The following is an 18,224-nucleotide window of genomic DNA, read 5'->3' on the forward strand; positions in this document are numbered from 1 at the left end:
TACTTGTAAACGCTTTGCGCTATTAAACAAAAGGTGCGCCTTTCTTAGCTTCATTGTCAACAAAGGCGCATTTTTAATGACCTACATTTTAGGTGCGATACGCCCTAATTCTGCAGCCCATGTGAGTTCGGATCTTTTAAGGTTGTTAGCCGCACTAGCGCCAAAGCTGTGCAGCGCATTGTAAGCGCTGTTAGATGGAACGCGGCAATAGTGGCAAAGTGCATAGAACAAAAGACTACAGCGGTGCTGTGAACCATCACAGTGTAGATATATCTTGGCTCCCTCAGTCAACATTTGAGACAACTCATGAAGGTATTGGTGAAGGTGTACATCTTCGGTGGGAGACTCTGACGACGGGTGTAAAAAGGGAACCCATAACCATTCTAACCCAGCCGCGTTTGAACTATCGCGAATAATCGGTGCGTTCTCTTCACTGGTTTGTACCGTAGCCACGTGAGTCACGCCTAGTGATTTAAGTCTTTCAAAATCACTTTCAACGGGTTTTTTACCAAGGCATATTTGTCCGGCGCGCAGTGAAAACCACGCGATATTCGGTTTTGCTGTTGCGCTGTCTTCTTTTTTCTTACCTTCTTGCATAGCTGCGTTATCTAAAGCCTTTTGTTAAACGACGAAGTAATAAATAGAAAAGTAATGGCAGCTACATCCACCGATAACGAACAAGTGCCAAATTGCATGGGTGTACTTTACCTTTTTTGCCACATAAAAGCACACGCCTACGCTGAAACAAAGCCCCCCTGCTACCAATAGCCAGAGGCCAGCGCCGGGCAGGGCGACATATAGAGGATAGATAAGACCTAGGGCAATCCAGCCCATTAATAAATAAGTCATTACCGATACTTTTGGGAATCTGTGCTGAGCGATAAGTTTAAACGCGACGCCACCTAGCGCTAAGCTCCAAATAATAGCGGTCATGGTAATGCCTAATACGCCACCAATTGAAACCAATAGTAAAGGTGTGTAAGTACCCGCTATCAATAAATATATTGCACTATGGTCGAATAACTTAAGCCAGCCCTTTGCTTTTTGATGCGAAATTGCATGGTAAAGCGTAGAACTTAAAAAAACCAGAATGAGGGTAGAGCCGTAAATGGCGGCCGTGGTTAGCGCCAGTGTATCTTCAGCGCGATACAGCATAAATATTAAACCCACGATAGCCGCAATAAAGCCAATGCCGTGAGTAATACTATTTAACCACTCTTCTAAAACGGAGTAAGCTTTGGCAGAAATAGCTTTTGTTTGTTCCTTTACGTCTGTCATCACGTCTCCTGTTTTGTAATCAGTAGAAATACGCGCACCTCTTATTTGTCTATTCGCATATCTGGACAATTATAGCGCACACTTGTTCGCTCAATGTGAAAATATTAACAGAAAACGCTGATGGTGTAATGACGATAAGATTACAAAAGGATTTACAAATCGGTCCTTTCAAACAGCCGCCTAGTTTATCTAGAAGGTGCTTTAGCGTGCGACTTTCTTCTGCACTCATACCATTGAGCTTGCAAAGCATTTGCGCGGGTACATCTTCTGCTATGACTTTCTGTTCTTTACCCATTTTTGTCAGCTGTACGCGCTTAACGCGTTTGTCGCTCTCATCTTTAGTCACGACCAAAAAGCCCTTTTCTTCCAGCTTTTTAAGAATGAGAGACATGGCACCCCCATCTATTACTGTTTTATCTAGGAGCTCAGCAATAGTGATGTCGTCGGTTTCCCACAGGGCCATTAATGTTACATATTGAGGGTAGGTGATATCTAGCGCTTTAAGAAGTGGGCGGTAAGCGCGAGTGAATGCATTCGACAGCGTATAAAAACGATGACAAAGCTGATTTTCCAACTTCAATAATTCAGACATGACACTTAACCCTTATTAATACTGCTTTTTGAATGCTGTTTATATTTTGCATACAAAGTACTTGATCTGCAAGTTGGTTCGGTGTTAATTTATTTTGCATGCAAAGCAAATGTTTTAATTAATAATTCAGGAGAACAACTATGCATAAGCTTCAACAAGTCGTTTATACCGGAAGTGCAACTGCAACCGGCGGTCGCGAAGGTACAGCAAAATCTAGTGATGGTAATTTAGACCTTAAATTGTCTACACCTAAAGCCCTGGGGGGCGCTGGTGGTGAAGGCACTAACCCTGAGCAAATGTTCGCGGCAGGCTATTCGGCTTGCTTTATTGGCGCACTTAAGCACGTTGCTGCATCGCAAAAGTTAAAGCTAGCTGATGATATTAGCGTAACGGGCGATGTATCAATTGGCCCTATTGAGCAAGGTTTTGCTATAGCGGTTAAACTGACAGTTGATTTGGGCGATATAGACAAAGCACAAGCACAAAGCTTAGTCGATACTGCCCATCAGGTATGTCCATATTCAAATGCGACCCGTGGCAACATTGAAGTAGAAATAAGCCTAGTCTAATTTCACGAAAACCGTTTTAGGTGTTAACGCAATAAACGTTGATAGTAACGCCCGCAGCAGCGGGCGTGTTTATTGAATTAGATTCGCCAGTCATATAACAGCTTGATACACTAATTTAGTATTAATCATCCTTTAGGAAGTTATATGAAAAAGTACGGATTACTGGCTACATTTGTATGCGCGCCAGCGTTGTTCGCATGCAGCGACAACAGCAATGTAGATGCAGCCAAGACAGACAAAGATCAAGCCTTTAGCGTAGGCTCAACTTCAGACACCGAAGCACAAAATGTTGTAGTAGCAAACCAAGCTGACGCAGCTATTGCCTCTGGGGTAGATTATCACTCCTTCGCGAACCCTAATGAGATTAGGGTTACTCATCTGAGCCTAAATCTAACGGCTAACTTTGAGACTAAGCAGCTTATTGGTGACGTAACTCTTGATGTAAAACGCACAACGCCTGAAAACAACACGCTAGTTTTAGATACACGCGCTTTAAACATTGAAAGTGTTACCGTTGACGGTGAAAGCGTTCCTTTTGCAATGGGTGAAACTGACAAAGACTTAGGCACACCTCTTTCTATTACGTTACCTAACGCAGCAAACGCGGTAACGGTGGCGTACTCAACCTCGCCTGAAGCGTCTGGCGTACAATGGTTAACGCCAGCGCAAACTGCGGGTAAAAAGCATCCGTTTCTCTTTACCCAAGCGCAAGCGGTACACGCACGAAGCTTTATTCCACTTCAAGATTCTCCGCAAGTACGGGTAACTTATGACGCTACGATAAAAACACCTGAAGACCTATTGGCAGTGATGAGTGCGTCGAACGACCCTACTACTGCCCGCGACGGTGAATATGAGTTCACCATGCCACAGCCTATCCCTTCGTATCTTATTGCCTTAGCAATCGGTGATTTGAAGTTTAAAGCTATGGGTGAGCGCACGGGTGTGTACGCAGAACCCGCGCTTCTTGAAAGCGCCGCAAAAGAATTTGAAGATACCGAAGCCATGTTAGAGGTAACAGAGGAAACTTATGGCCCTTATCAGTGGGACCGTTACGACCTTCTCATTCTACCGCCATCGTTCCCGTTTGGTGGTATGGAAAACCCTCGTTTGTCTTTCATTACGCCAACGGTTATCGCAGGTGATAAAAGCTTGGTGTCGTTAATAGCTCACGAACTGGCACACAGCTGGTCTGGTAACACCGTCACCAATGCTACATGGCGCGACCTGTGGTTAAACGAAGGCTTTACGACTTATCTCACCTACCGAATTATGGAGATGATTTATGGGCATGATCGCTTTAAGAAAGAAGCGGTGCTAGGTTATCAAGATTTAGAGAACGATATTGCAGCCCTAGATCAGAATGATGAGATCCTTGCCGTCGACCTTCGAGGCCGCAACCCAGACGATGTTTTTTCAAACATTCCTTACGAAAAAGGCGCACTTTTCTTACGTGAAATCGAACAGAAGATAGGTCGCGAGAATTTTGATGCGTTTTTAATGCAATACTTTAAAGACTTTGCCTTTAAGAGCATTACCACCGACACTTTTATCGCCTACTTAGATGACACCTTGTTAAAGCAGTATCCAGATAAGCTAGATGCAGATCGTATTCATACCTGGATTTTTGAACCCGGTATTCCAAAGGGCGCACCGCAGCCAGAATCTGATGCCTTCACTAAAATTGATGATACACGAAGCGCATGGCTAACAGGCGATGTGAAAGCGACAGATATTGAAACAGCGCAATGGACAGTACATGAGTGGCTGTATTTCTTAAACAACATGCCTGAAACGTTAAGCAAAGCTCAACTTGCTGAGCTTGATTCAGCGTTTTCACTAACAACGACTAAAAATAACGAAATTGCCCATAGCTGGTTGATGATTGCAGTAGAGAATAACTATCAGCCTGCGTTTGAGCGTTTGTATAGTTACCTGGTTTCGATTGGTCGAAATAAACTGGTTAAGCCGCTTTATCGCGAGCTATCTAAAACGCCAGAAGGCAAAGCGTTTGCAAAGCGCGCTTTTGAAGAAGCTAAATCTGGCTATCACCCACTTACGGTGAAAGCGAATGAAGGCTATGTGAATTAATCATCAGTGGTTCTGTTAATATAGTAACAAGTAAAGCAGCGCAGCAGGCGCTGCTTTTTTATTTCTACCAAGAGTAATACTTATAAACAAAAATTGAACGATTGTTCAAAAGGGCGATCTTAAAGTTAGGAAAAGCGTACTAACGTTTACCTAGTGTAATTCAAGTGTAGCTGAGCAGCTTATTTGCTAGCCGCACGCTGAAGGATTTGAATTAATCGTTAAGGAGTTTTTATGTATACACAAAAGATGCACCCAGCTACTACTTTTCCTGAAGTAAAGGCAACGCTATCAACTGGCGAAACTATATCGCTGGCTGACAAGGGCGATGGATGTGACTGGAAAATGGTGGTGGTTTACCGTGGTAAGCACTGCCCGATTTGTACCAAATACCTAAATAAACTTGAAGATTTCACAGGTCGACTACGTGAGCTTAATATTGATGTCGTTGCAGTAAGCGGCGACAGTAAAGATCAGCTTGAAGCGCATTTAGATGACTTGTCGATAAACTACCCGATTGCGTACGGTTTGTCGCAAAGCGATATGGAAAAGCTAGGTTTGTACATTTCTGAGCCTCGTTCAGAAAAAGAAACGGATCATAACTTCGCAGAGCCAGCCTTGTTTGTGCTTAACGGTGACAATGAAATTCACATTGCTGAAATCGCGAATGCGCCTTTTGTTCGCCCTGATTTAGAACAGCTTGTATCTGGCCTAGAGTTTATTCGCAATCCAGAGAATAACTATCCTATTCGAGGCACGTTTAAAGGGTAATTATTGGAAATTTTGGCTTCAGAAAAGAAGTTTTAATGTTGTTATAAAGTGCCTCCCTATAGTTGGACTATCCAATCACTGGGGGCACTTCACTTACTGAGCCTATCTAATTTGCATGCGAAAACAGCCCAAAGCTACTTTTGATGTCACTACCAGCATCTTATTTTTATAAGGTTTACTTGTCCTTTACTGCCACTGAAAACGCAATAGGCGCCATCTGCTTTTTAAAGTCATCTAGTGCATCTATTGGCAACTCAACTTCAACAACTACGCTACTACCGTAGTCGCAGTTTGCAATTTTTCCATTCGCTTGCTCCACTAAGTGTCGTACGAACTGCTCATGCTTAAAATCGATGTTCACGCTTAGTGGTTCTAGCTTAATCTCTTGTCTTACTTCAAGAGCGTCAATGGCTTGCTGAGCTGCTGCCGAATAAGCCCTTACCAACCCACCTGCACCTAATTTAATGCCGCCAAAATATCGCGTAACAATAACCATAATATCGCCGATATCTTTATGCTGAAGCACATTTAATATGGGTTTTCCTGCGGTACCGCTAGGTTCGCCGTCATCGGCCATAGCTGCACTAGTGGGAGAGGTAGGATTACCAAAGATATAGGCCCAGCAGTGGTGTCTTGCGTCGGGATATTGTTGCTTAACGCTGTCTAAAAGCGCCATTGCACTTTCACGAGAGTTGGCAAAGCCAGCACAAGCGATGAATTTACTTTTTTTAATTTCGTACAGGGTTTCAACCTGTTTAGCGGGAACGGGATAAGTCATCGTTATATTGTAAGCGAAGATAATTTTTTATTTAAGACAAATGGGCTAGGTTACGCACTTTATCGGTAAACAAAGAGACTTATGGCCTTAAAAAACATATGGAAACGAAGTGGTCAAAAATGCTACTAATTAGTTAAATTTGTCGAAAGGTGGCACTAGTGCTCGACAATTAGTCTGCAAATACTTCTTTTGTTAAGGTTAAGATGTTGAAGATAAAAGGTTTTTTAAAGTTGGCGCAATGATTGTAACAGTAATTGTAATTGTGAATGTGGCTAAGACGTATTGCCACTACAAGGTAACTTCGTCCCAATAAGGAAATCATGCTATGAAATCACGTACTACTGCCCTTACCATTATTGCTCTTACATCTCTTTTCACTGGAAGCGCTTTAGCTTCTGTTGAGTTCACTCCTTCTGACGATTCGGTAACGTCTAACCTCTGCGTAACGGCCGCTTCCGGAAATAAATGGAAGTTTCACAATCAAATTAAAGCATCAGCGTTAGATAAAAAATACGTTGCAGAAGAAATGACCTGTAATGGCTTAACGGTTTCGGCCTTTGTCGACCAGTATGGTGAAAATGGCGACAGCATTAAGAAGTATCTGAATATTCAACAGCAGCACATTGCTAATGTTGCGCATACTAACTAGTGCAAAAGTGTCAGGTAAAAAAACGCTCTCAGTGTTTACGGACTTAAAATATTTACCAGAGTAAAACACAATCTCTAATGAAAAAGGGGCCGTTGATAATCAACAGCCCCTTCTTAGTAATTTTCAATGTTTGTTAACGAAGAATACCAGAAACGGTTTCTGATACATTCAACGCACCTTTTTGAATTTCATCAATTATGCTTTGAACTTGCGCAATTTGCTGACTGTTTTGGTCCACGCTATCTTTTACTCCGGCCATCTTCTTCGTGGACTTGTCTGCAAGTTTCCTGTTTTCTGCAACCACGCTTTCTATTTCCACCGTCGAGTCGCTAGTGCGCTGTGCAAGCTGTCTCACTTCATCTGCAACCACGGCAAAACCTCTGCCTTGATCGCCAGCTCGTGCTGCTTCAATCGCAGCATTTAACGCTAACAAGTTAGTTTGCTCAGCAATACCACTAATGGTCGTAACGATGGTTTCAATCTTAAGCGACTGTTCACTGAGCTCGTGCATGAGTAGATTGGTTTCTTCAACTTCTGAAAGAGCAACGTCGAAAGTTTCTACGCTGCGCTGTAAGGAAGAGGCGCCATCAGCAGCAATCTGAGAGGTTTCTTCTGCTGTTGATACCGCTAACTCTGCCGCTTGAGCAATGGCATGTTTTTCGTTCACGGCGTCGGTAATATTTGAAGCGAATTTAATAACTTTAGTAACACGACCTGAGGCATCAAAAACAGGGTTGTACGTTGCTTCTAACCACAACGTATTACCGTTAGCATCGACTCGTTCGAATTGACCTGAAGAGAAATTTCCACGCGCAAGATTATCCCAAAAATTGGGATTATCTTGATAAAATTTATCATTACAAAACATGCGGTGGTGTTTGCCCTGAATGTCGGACAAATTGTATTTTACTGTGGCAGTGAAATTTTCGTTTGCCGTAATAATTGTTCCGTCTGGTTCAAACTCGATAACCGCCATTGATTTGTTTAGCGCATCAGTGACTGCTTTACCTTCAAAATATGCTTTTTCGTGCTCAGTAATATCATGATAAATAGCATGAATTTCCAAACTACCGTTTCTATTCACAGTAACATAGCTTGCTTTAAGCCATTTAGTTTCACCAAGTGCTGACTTTCTAGCCACTGTGTCGCTAAAACTGCCACCATTGACAAGCTGTTGCCAAAACGCTTTGTATTGATGTTCGGTTTCAATACCTTCTACACGCATCGCAGCATGGGAAAACGATGCTACTGTGGAGTTTGGGTAGTTCAAAATGGAAAGTAATGCTTGAGAGGCAAAGGTACACTGCCCATCGGTGCTATAGATGGCATAAGCCATATTATTTTTGAACGCATCCAGCGTACCAAGCAAACCTTGACTCTCATCCCTAAGAGCCGATATGTCATTATTGTATCGAGAGCTTGATACGAACATAACGTCTCCTGAAGTTACATGCATTATTATGAATAAGTATAGTGTAGATTATATTCTTTGGGGGATTAATTCGTTTAGACATTAGGCGGAATTTACGGCCTAAATATTACCCAATGGGCTTAATTCCGTTGAGAATGGTTGTGTTTTTCTTACACTACGGTAACTATTCACATCGTACAAGAATCAATAAAACTCATAAGACCACCTGATGCCATTAGAACGATTTATTCCTTTTCGCAAACGCGATATCGCTACTTTATGTGAAAATTTGCTAGCGAACGAGATTGTTAACTTCCGATACTTCTCAACCTTGTTAGCGAATCGTATTCACTACCAGTATCACGAGCAATTGGAAGCGCTGAAAGACAGCTACAGCCATTTCGATCCAAATAAAGACACACGTGAATTGCAATCTTCGAATGAAAGGGTACGCAAGCTGAACCAAAAAGCCTTTGCCAAGGGTTTTGCCAACCTCTTAAACGCAGCAAATTTTGAGAAAGTCACAGATGATGATTTGGAAGCTGCGCTGAATGAAGAATCCTTGTTCAAAGTGCGTCTCGCGGTAAGCTTCGATGACTTTGAGGATGTTGTGTTCTATCGCCGGGGGGAGTCTATAAAAACGGAAACTGTACGTACCTTTTTCGGGCTACGCAAAAAGCAGGTGTCGTTTACCAACTATGACAAAGTAGCTGTTTATATTACTTTTAAAGATGAGACTTACTTTAAAGATAAGGGCCAGATACCGGTAACCTTCAAACCTGGCTCAACCATAGTAAAGCTTTTTCAAAACGTACCTAAAGCAGACTTAGAAATGCTGTTTCCCAATAGCGAAGTCAAAATGCGTCCGCTAGATAAGCTGATTATTAGTGCTTCGGCTGCAATAGGCGGCACCGTCGTCTTGGTGACTAAGTTAGGCGCGTCGCTGCTTCTTATGGCGTCCTTTTTGGCGTTCTGGCTGGGCTTTAAAAACGAAGAAGTGGAATTAACTAAGCAGAGCTTAATCACCTTTGGTATTGGCATGGGCGTATTTGGTAGCTTTATCTTTAAGGAATGGACAAAGTTTAAAAACCGAAAAATTCGATTTATGAAAGCACTGTCCGACAATTTGTACTTTAAAAATTTAGACAATAACGCAGGTGTATTTCATACGTTAATTGATGCCGCAGAGGAAGAAAACTGCAAAGAAGCCTTATTGGCCTATACGTTTTTGCTTAAATGTAGTGAAGTGTCTGTAGAGGGCGGTGCTGCATTCTGCGAGGTGCGTACAGAGCGGGAGATTGCCGCTGGTGGAATGGTATTGACAACCCTTGATAGCGCAATAGAAACCTACTTTTTAGAAGAGCTCAACTGTGCTCTCGATTTCGATGTTTCCGATGCTATAGACAAACTTTTAACTATGGAACTAGTCGAACGAAATGGCGATGTTTACGTTGCTCGGACGCTTCATGATGCTGTCAAGATACTCGATGATTACTGGGACAACATTTACCAGCCTGTTTAAATTATTCTTGTGCAGACTAAAAGATTGCACGTGCTGGGTTATTCCACCTGCATTCTTTGCGAAGCGAACATTTAGACACGCGTGGCATAAGAGAATTAAGGCCAGTAACCGAGTTATCAAACCATTGTCATAAAACCACAAAATCTCTATAGTTGCTGAACGGTGTGTTGAACTAGATCTTCAGACCGCAGCGCCCAAAGCGTTTCTCTATCTCCAATGCAACAAGCCTGGTTCACTTCTACATGAAAATATTGCATACATCTGACTGGCACTTAGGTCAGAGTTTTTTTACGAAAAGCCGCAAAAACGAACATGCCGCCTTCCTCAAATGGCTTCTTCAACAAGTAGAAACGCATCAAATAGATGCGATTATTGTCGCGGGTGATGTGTTTGATACGGGCACGCCGCCTAGCTATGCCAGAGAACTTTACCACGGGTTCATCGGTGAACTACAAGGCATGAGTTGTACACTGGTAGTGTTAGGTGGAAACCACGATTCAGTGTCGGTGTTAAACGAAAGTAAGGCTCTGCTGAAATATTTAAATAGCCACGTTATAGCTAGTACGTATGGCGAAATAAGTGAACAAGTAGTCACGCTTAATGATCGCAAGGGGCTACCCAGTGCCGTACTGTGTGCTGTTCCCTTTATTCGCCCACGTGATGTACTAGTCAGTGAGGCAGGGCAAAGCGCCACTGACAAGCGCCAAGCGCTGGGCGATGCGATAAAGCAGCATTACGTGGCGCTTTATAATGAAGCGCTGTCATTGCGCGCCTTAATGGAAGAAAAGAGAATAAAAGAGGGCAGCAAAAATAGCGCTGCCATTCCTATTATTGCTACAGGGCACTTAACTGCTTTAGGCGTGAGTCAGTCAGAAAGTGTGCGTGATATTTACATTGGCACCCTTGAAGGCTTTGACGCTAAAGGGTTTCCGCCCGCCGATTACATTGCGCTGGGGCATATTCATAGGCCACAGAAAGTAGCAAAAACCGAACATATTCGCTATTCAGGTTCGCCCATACCACTTAGTTTTGATGAGCTGAACACGCAAAAGCAAGTGGTGTTAGTTTCGTTTGAATCTCAAAGCACAACGCCAACTATCTCAACGCTTCCGGTACCGCGCTTTCAGGCCATGGAAGTCATAAAAGGTGACTTAAAAGCGATTGAGGCGGCCATTAATGAAAGCGAAGCTATCGCGCTAGCTTCTCAAACAGATGATGCCGTTAGCGAAGTAGATAAAGCCTTTAGCGAGTTGAATAAAACGCTTAGCGCCACGGAAAACGCCATTAGCCCTAAAGACCCAGTGTGGTTATGCATTGAAGTTGAAACAGAAGACTATCTGACTGATCTACAGCAACGTATTCAGGGCTTATTAGAGGGAAAAAACGCTGAAATCTTGCAGTTGAAACGCAAGCGTAAGCGCACGGCAAATAGTTTAACGGAAAAGCAAAATGTACAGCTTAGTGAACTGTCGGTAAACGACGTATTTGAAGCGCGTTTGGCTCTTGAGAGCATAGATGATAACCCAAGTGGTGAGTCAGCAGAGGCAACCAAGCCTGAATCGGCACAAAGTGCCGGAGAAACTGAAGAAGCAGCTTCAGAGAAAAGCGCTTCACGCATAAACAGGATAAGACAGCTGTTCAATGAAGCGGTAGAGCGGGTTCACACTAATGATGAAGATGTCGACGTGTCAGGTGAAATATCGCTACCACGTGCAGCCCGTAAAACTAGCGCTGGAGCGTCTTCGCAGAATGAAAGTTATTCTACATCAACGGAAATAGGTAAGGCAGAGCTTGAGCAAGGCGATGCTCAACAACACGGTCACAAAGGGAAGGGCGAGTAACACAATGAGAATATTGACCTTACGCCTTAAAAACTTAAACGCCCTAAAAGGGGAGTGGAAGATAGATTTCACCCAGTCGCCGTTTATCGACAATGGCCTGTTTGCCATTACTGGCCCAACAGGGGCGGGTAAAACCACGCTGCTTGATGCCATATGTTTAGCGCTTTATCACCAAACCCCTCGCTTGGGGCCAATTTCAACGTCAAACAACGACATCATGACTCGCGGCACGGCGGAGTGTTTGGCGGAGGTTGAGTTTGATATTAAGGGTAAAGCATATCGTGCGTTTTGGAGTATGCGTCGGGCCAGAGGGAAAGTTGACGGTAATCTGCAAAGTGCCGATGTTGAGCTTGCTGAAGTTGAAAGCGGCAAGGTATTAGCCACTCAGGTTAGGCCGAAAAGTGAAGAGATTGAAAAGCTGACCGGCCTTAATTTTGCCCGCTTCACCAAGTCTATGATGTTGTCGCAAGGCGATTTTGCTGCATTCTTAAATGCTAACGAGGCCGACCGAGCCGAGCTGCTTGAAGAGTTAACCGGCACCGAAATTTACGGGCAGATATCACAGGCGGTACATCAGCAATTTAGTGACGCTAAACAAAAGAAAAAAGAGTTTGAGATAAAGCTAGAAGGCGTAACCTTACTTAGCGACGAGCAAATCACTCAGCTTGAAGATGAACAAGCACAAACCAAGAACCAAGTCGCAGCGTTTAACCAAACACTTACTGAACTGCAAAAGCAACAGCAGTGGCAACATGCGTTTAACGCCAACGAGCTCGCCATTAAAGAAGCCAGTGAAGCGCAGCAGGCCGCGAATAATGCCATCAATGAGGCGAAGCATGAGCTTGATCTTCTAACTCAAAGCGAGCCGGCTGAAAAGCTTCGCTTGCCATTTTTGCAAAGAAACGCCCTTCTGCAGGATGTAACCCGTTATAAAGAAAGGCTCGACGAGAAAGCTACGCAGCTTCCCGGCTTAAAAACGCAAAAGGCACAACTTAGTTCAGAAGTAACCCATGCCGAAAAAGCGCTAGCGCATACAAAGCAACAAAGCAGTGAGCTTGAAAAGCGCATAAACGAGCAGGTGGTGCCGCTTGATAACCAAATAGCGCAGCTCACTACTGAACAGCAAAAAGCAAACGAAAGCGCGGCAAGTTTAAGACAGTCAATAAACGCGTTAACACTGAAGCGCACAGAAATAGAGAACGCTTCGGCAGATAACAAGACCAAGCTTGGTGAACTTGAAACCTACTTGAATGAACATCATTCACTTAGCGGCATTGCAGAATTTATAAGTGGCTGGAGTGAAACGGCGCGCCATATTGAACATGATCAGAAGCAGTTAGAAACACTGACACAAAGTGTAAAGAATGATCGTCAGGCGTTTTCATCCCTAGATGAAGCTATTGCAATAACAAATGAGTCGTTAAACACCTTAACGCAGACATTCGATGACAAAAACGCGCAAGTTGCCGAGTGCGAAAAGGCACTTCACGCCGCGCTATCTGATAAACTAACTGATACTAATAGTGCTAGTGCAACCAGCAAAGCAAGCCTTCAGCAAGAGCGCGATACCAAGCTTCATCATTGGGATAACGTGTTACAGCTAGGGCATATTCAACAGCAATATTTGGCTCTAGAGCAAGACAAAGTATCGCTGAGTGCACAGAAAGAAGACTTAACGAAGCAACTAGCCCAGCAGCAATCTGACCGCCAAGCCTTGGTTGACGCCTACAAGCAAACTCGTAGTAATTTAAAAGACATAGAGGCGCTTATCGCCCTGGATGCTGAAGTGGCGCACCTGCGCGCACAGTTAAAAAGTGGCGAGCCATGCCCTGTTTGTGGGGCTAACGAGCACACCACGTCTAGCGTGGCTATAGATGTGCCTGAAACTATTCAAAAACGAGATAGCTTAAAGCAGCAGTTAGATGATATTGAGCAGCAAGGGGCGCGGGCAAAAGAAAGCGTTACACACACTGAATACACCCTTACTCAGGTTGATAAGCAGCTAGAACAGGCAAGCGCTCAACGAGATACGCTGCTAGAAAAGTGGCAGCAGCTTTCAAACGTACTTAGCGCTGATATACCGAGCTTTGAAAAGGTCGACATTAATACATCGCAAAGCGTCGCTCAATTTACCGAACAGTTTAAAACCCGTCTTGATGACATTAGTGCCCAATTAACGCGTTTAGAAGAGTGCGAGCAAGCTTTAAATGCTGCACTGCAGGCTAAAAATGAGGCGCAACAGTTGCTACAAGCCAAACAGTCAGAGCATGCTGTTTCGCTGCAGCAGCGCGAAACCTTAGGAAAGCAGTTCACCGAACGCAATGTGGAGCTAGAGAACAAAACACAAGGGATTAACAATAGTATTTTAGCGCTCAGCGAGACTATGTCGGCGCACGGTGCCGACATTCACAATCTGTCTATTGATGGAATCACCAAATGGTTAAATGAAAAAGCCAAAGCGCTTAAAACTTATAAACACAATCATCAGCTACACGCCAAACTTAAAAATGAGTTGCAAGAGGTAGGCAGTACCTTGCTTGTGCTTAACCGAGACATCGAAAGCGCTGAGAATCAGCTGAAGGATGTATCTGAAGAGCTTGTGGAGCTAGATAATAGTTTAAAGGCGCTGCGTGATTCACGCTTAAACGTATTTCCTGAAGGCAATATTGCTGAAACAAGGAATAAGGCAGGCGCTGCCCAAGAAAAGGCTGAACGAAGCGTAGATGAATGCAAATCTCGCCTGCAACAAACGGACACTATTTTGTCTCGTTTAGAAGCAGAAATTGCTCAATTAAACGAACAATTAAACGAAAAAGAAATGGCACTTACAGAAGCAATAGAGCACTTTAACCGTCAGTTGGCAAGCAGCCCATTTGACGATGAGCAGGCGTTTAGCAATGCGCTCTTAGACGAAGATACCCGTCACACCTTGCTTGCACTGCAAAAGCGATTAACGCAGAAAAAACAACAAGCAGACTTAAAGCTAGAAAACGCGCTGGCTACACGACAATCGCTGAAAGCCCATGCTAACGCAGCGCAGTGGCAGAGCGAGTTAGAAGAGCACGGTGCACAGTGGCTCGATACGAAAATTACCCAGCAAGCCGGGCAGCGTGACACCCTGTTATCTTCCCTAGGGCAAATTGAACAGCAGCTAAGCGCTAACAATAAAGCCCGTGAAAAGCAGCAGCAGCTTGTAGAAGAGATGGCTGCATTCGATGCCTATTACGATGATATTACTTACCTGCACTCGTTAATTGGTTCGGCAAGCGGCGATAAATTCAGACGTTTTGCGCAAGGGCTTACTCTGGACAACTTAGTGCAGCTTGCTAATCAGCAGCTTGATAAATTACACGGTCGCTACCAGCTAATGCGAAAAGAAAACGAAGGGTTGGGTTTGAGTGTATTAGACACCTGGCAAGGCGACGTGGTGCGAGATACCAAAACCCTGTCTGGCGGAGAAAGTTTCTTAGTGAGCCTAGCGCTGGCTTTAGCTTTATCTGACTTGGTCAGTCACAAAACCAGCATCGATTCGCTGTTTTTAGATGAAGGCTTTGGCACCCTGGATGCAGAAACTTTGGATGTGGCCCTTGATGCCCTAGACAACTTAAATGCCAGTGGAAAAATGATTGGTGTGATAAGCCATATTGAAGCCATGAAAGAGCGTATTCCTACTCAGCTTAAAGTGATTAAACGCAACGGTGTAGGGTTAAGTGCACTAGAAAAACCTTATGCGGTGGGTGAACTCACCGCTTAGGAATTAGTAGCTAAAACGTTTGTTTAAAAGTATGTGCTTGGTAAATGCTCGCAAGATCATGGTTTTATGATACTTTATCGTTATCAAAAGTAGATATGGACATCATAAACAGTGAAACGATTTGTAATATTCCCTCTTTTTGCCTCTTTCTGTTCGTTTGGTAGTACCTTTCAGTGTGAAAGTGAGTTTACATGGCTAAAAAGCACATTTGAAAATAACGATGCTGGTTTTCAATATAGCGTCGAGAAAAACGGGCAGGACCTTTATTTCGCCCACAATAATGCCACTCTTACTCGGATACAAAGCGCGAAAAGTGAAGCGCAATGCCACACGGTGCTTAGCGACTGGCTTACATTTTTTCGCAAGGGGCACATTGGTCTTGCGCTAAATACGAATGGTTCAGAGGAAGCGGTACCCGAATCGGAAGTGCATGATTTCGACTTATCGGCATTTAAACAGTATTTGAAAAGCCAACGTGACGAAACCCTTGAAGGGATCTGGCAATTCTCAAGCTATACGGTTGCGCTTAAAAAAGAGGGTAATGTCCATAAGGCTTATATCGTTGAAAGTACCAACCCTTCATGGAAGGCGGGACAAGTAAAGTTCATCCTTAACGACCCTGCAGACAGCAATACTGCAAAAGTGACGTTTTTTATGGGCGATCACTCCGCCCGACAAATCGATACCATGACACTCTTGGGTAACAATGACGTGGTGTTGGGCAATAGCTTCATTGTTATGTCGCGCCAGGAACCGAGAGAAGAATCGTCGCCTGAAATAACACGCTATGTTCGCCTACTAAGTACAAAGGCTCCGCTATTCGAAAAAATTTCAGTGAACACAGTATTAGTTCGCATACCGTCTTTCGACCATGCCTTCAAAAAAGATATCGACGGGGTTATCGCTGAGCACCTGGATACGATTTTAGAAACCGAAAACCTCATTATCGACATCCGAGGAAACGGTGGTGGTAGTGATGCAAGCTATGCTTCTTTGCTACCAATTTTATACACCAACCCTATTCGCACTGTAGGCGTGGAATACTTATCCACCGAGCTTAACAATTCTAGAATGCTCGGCTTTTTGCAAAACCCTCATTTTAGTGACGAAGAAAAGCAATGGGCCAAAGACGGGTACGACATACTTCAGCAACACATTGGTAGCTACATCAATATTGGTGAAGATGTAACAGTAGAGACATTTGATAAAATTGAACCCTTGCCAAAAAGTATAGGCGTACTTGTAGATTCGAGTAATGGCAGTACCGCTGAGCAGTTCTTACTGGCGGCTAAACAAAGCAAGAAAGTAAAGTTGTTTGGGCAAACCACCGCAGGTGTACTTGATATCTCTAATATGTATCAAACTGATTCGCCGAGCGGTACTTTTACTTTGCATTACAGTCTAACCAAAAGTTTGCGCATCCCCCACATGGCCATTGATGGAGTGGGCATTCAGCCAGACTATTATATTGACGAAGAGATCCCTATTTATGAGTGGACGTCTTATACGCAAAAGATACTTGAAGGCATGTAAACCCTCATAAACGGCCAGCGTGCGGTTATTTGCGTGTAACTAAGACTAAACAGGTTCATTTGTTGGGCGTTATCCTTTATGGTGCTTCGTCAAAATAATAATGGACCAACATTTATGGATTCAACATCACGCCCAAGCTTGTTTCAGCGCTACATGAATGGCAGTTTGGTACTGCAAATTATCATCGGTATTGTATGTGGTATTGCGATAGCGAGTTTTTCACCTTCAGCTGCTCAATCAGCAGGGCTGTTGGGGAGCTTATTCGTAAAGGCCCTTAAAGCGATTGCGCCTCTGTTAGTGTTTGTTTTGGTCATGGCGTCCATTGCCAATCACAAGCAAAACGAGCAAACCTTTATCAAACCCGTTTTGGTGCTGTACCTCGTAGGTACGTTACTGGCTGCGCTAACTGCCGTATTAGCAAGCTTCGCTTTTCCCACAAGTTTAAGTTTAGTGACCTCCGACATTAGTCAAGCTGCACCAAAAGGGGTGTCGGAAGTGCTTACCACGTTGCTTTATAACATGGTGGATAACCCAGTGAATGCGCTAGTAAATGGAAACTACATCGGTATTCTTACTTGGGCTGTAGGCCTAGGTTTAGGCCTTCGACACGCTAGCGAGGCAACGAAAGCGCTACTTCAAAATATGGCAGATAGCGTAACAACCGTAGTGAGTTTTGTTATCAGGCTTGCGCCATTTGGTATTTTCGGCTTGGTAGCTAATACCATTGCTACAACAGGCTTTGAAGCATTGCTTGGCTACTCTCATTTATTAACGGTACTGATTGGCGCAATGCTATTTATCGCACTTGTGACCAACCCTTTATTAGTATTTTTTGCAACCAAAAAGAACCCTTATCCTTTGGTCTTCAAATGCCTTAAAGAAAGCGGTATTACGGCGTTTTTCACCCGTAGTTCGGCGGCGAATATTCCGGTAAACATGGCGCTATGTAAACGCTTAAAGCTTGATGAGGACACCTATTCGGTATCCATTCCGTTAGGCGCTACTATAAATATGGCTGGGGCTGCGATCACAATTACCGTGTTGACGCTGGCTGCGGTTAACACCTTAGGTATTTCTGTAGATTTTCCTACTGCTGTACTGTTAAGCGTTATCGCTGCGGTATCAGCATGTGGAAGTTCAGGTGTTGCAGGTGGTTCGCTACTGCTTATTCCGCTTGCCTGTAGCCTGTTTAATATACCTAATGAAGTGGCCATGCAGGTGGTTGCTGTGGGCTTTATTGTTGGCGTACTGCAAGACTCTGCTGAAACAGCACTAAATAGTTCTACTGATGTCTTGTTTACCGCCGCTGCATGTGAAAGGGCTGAATTGAAGTGATAAGCTTGTATAAATGAGGGGTATAGTTAAAAAAGAGGGTGAAAGCTCTCTTTTTTTAATTTAAGGATTAAAATATAATCTATTCATGGGGTTAACTTGTCCG

Annotated in this window: 13 protein-coding genes and 1 pseudogene; 9 read left to right on the forward strand and 5 right to left on the reverse strand. The window is 43.8% G+C overall.

Annotation, left to right across the window (positions count from 1 at the left end; genetic code table 11):
* Window positions 1–81: 81 nt before the first annotated feature.
* The 3 genes and pseudogenes from KL866_RS02425 to KL866_RS02435 all read right to left on the reverse strand — a co-directional run.
* Window positions 82–597 carry a hypothetical protein gene (locus KL866_RS02425; protein WP_025256399.1) on the reverse strand — a complete coding sequence of 172 codons (516 nt, stop codon included), beginning with the start codon at window positions 595–597 and terminating at the stop codon, window positions 82–84.
* A gap of 24 nt (window positions 598–621) precedes the next feature.
* Window positions 622–1,278: a PAQR family membrane homeostasis protein TrhA gene (gene trhA / locus KL866_RS02430; protein ID WP_025256398.1), complete on the reverse strand. Its 657-nt coding sequence runs from the start codon at window positions 1,276–1,278 to the stop codon at window positions 622–624.
* Between the two features lie 166 nt (window positions 1,279–1,444).
* A pseudogene (locus KL866_RS02435) lies at window positions 1,445–1,870 on the reverse strand (MarR family winged helix-turn-helix transcriptional regulator); the annotation flags it as partial.
* Between the two features lie 140 nt (window positions 1,871–2,010).
* Between KL866_RS02435 and KL866_RS02440 the strand changes: the two are divergent.
* From KL866_RS02440 to KL866_RS02450, 3 genes are all read left to right on the forward strand, one after another.
* Entirely contained in the window at window positions 2,011–2,439 is a 429-nt protein-coding gene (locus KL866_RS02440) for an organic hydroperoxide resistance protein (RefSeq protein WP_214993085.1), read from the forward strand.
* A 144-nt stretch (window positions 2,440–2,583) separates the two neighbouring features.
* Window positions 2,584–4,530 carry a M1 family metallopeptidase gene (locus KL866_RS02445; RefSeq protein WP_214993088.1) on the forward strand — a complete coding sequence of 649 codons (1,947 nt, stop codon included), beginning with the start codon at window positions 2,584–2,586 and terminating at the stop codon, window positions 4,528–4,530.
* 231 nt (window positions 4,531–4,761) lie between these two features.
* The gene (locus tag KL866_RS02450; RefSeq protein WP_025256394.1) at window positions 4,762–5,298 is read left to right on the forward strand and encodes a redoxin domain-containing protein; all 537 of its coding nucleotides are present in this window, start codon (window positions 4,762–4,764) and stop codon (window positions 5,296–5,298) included.
* A gap of 175 nt (window positions 5,299–5,473) precedes the next feature.
* Here the strand turns inward: KL866_RS02450 and KL866_RS02455 are convergent, their stop codons facing one another.
* Window positions 5,474–6,076, reverse strand: coding sequence for a YigZ family protein (locus KL866_RS02455; protein WP_214993101.1), 603 nt, complete (start codon window positions 6,074–6,076; stop codon window positions 5,474–5,476).
* 325 nt (window positions 6,077–6,401) lie between these two features.
* Between KL866_RS02455 and KL866_RS02460 the strand changes: the two genes are divergently transcribed.
* On the forward strand, window positions 6,402–6,725 hold the full coding sequence (locus KL866_RS02460; RefSeq protein WP_025256392.1) for a DUF3718 domain-containing protein: 324 nt from the start codon (window positions 6,402–6,404) through the stop codon (window positions 6,723–6,725).
* Window positions 6,726–6,858: 133 nt separating this feature from the next.
* On the opposite strand, the gene KL866_RS20440 is transcribed toward KL866_RS02460, so the two are convergent.
* A complete protein-coding gene (locus tag KL866_RS20440; protein ID WP_025256391.1) occupies window positions 6,859–8,157 on the reverse strand; it encodes a PAS domain-containing methyl-accepting chemotaxis protein in 1,299 nt (432 codons plus the stop codon).
* 208 nt (window positions 8,158–8,365) lie between these two features.
* Here KL866_RS20440 and KL866_RS02470 point away from each other — a divergent pair, with 208 nt between their 5' ends.
* The 5 genes from KL866_RS02470 (at window position 8,366) to sstT (ending at window position 18,121) form a co-directional block, all read left to right on the forward strand.
* Window positions 8,366–9,658 carry a TMEM143 family protein gene (locus KL866_RS02470; RefSeq protein ID WP_214993104.1) on the forward strand — a complete coding sequence of 431 codons (1,293 nt, stop codon included), beginning with the start codon at window positions 8,366–8,368 and terminating at the stop codon, window positions 9,656–9,658.
* A gap of 242 nt (window positions 9,659–9,900) precedes the next feature.
* On the forward strand, window positions 9,901–11,499 hold the full coding sequence (gene sbcD, locus KL866_RS02475; protein WP_025256389.1) for an exonuclease subunit SbcD: 1,599 nt from the start codon (window positions 9,901–9,903) through the stop codon (window positions 11,497–11,499).
* A 4-nt stretch (window positions 11,500–11,503) separates the two neighbouring features.
* Entirely contained in the window at window positions 11,504–15,253 is a 3,750-nt protein-coding gene (locus KL866_RS02480; protein WP_214993106.1) for an AAA family ATPase, read from the forward strand.
* Between the two features lie 111 nt (window positions 15,254–15,364).
* Window positions 15,365–16,786 (forward strand): S41 family peptidase, encoded by a 1,422-nt coding sequence (locus KL866_RS20530; RefSeq protein WP_214993109.1) that lies wholly within the window; start codon window positions 15,365–15,367, stop codon window positions 16,784–16,786.
* Window positions 16,787–16,900: 114 nt separating this feature from the next.
* Window positions 16,901–18,121, forward strand: a complete 1,221-nt coding sequence (gene sstT / locus KL866_RS02490; protein ID WP_214993112.1) for a serine/threonine transporter SstT — start codon at window positions 16,901–16,903, stop codon at window positions 18,119–18,121.
* Window positions 18,122–18,224: the final 103 nt, after the last annotated feature.

Origin of the sequence: Alteromonas sp. ALT199 (genome assembly GCF_018619335.1) — a bacterium.
GTDB lineage: Bacteria > Pseudomonadota > Gammaproteobacteria > Enterobacterales > Alteromonadaceae > Alteromonas.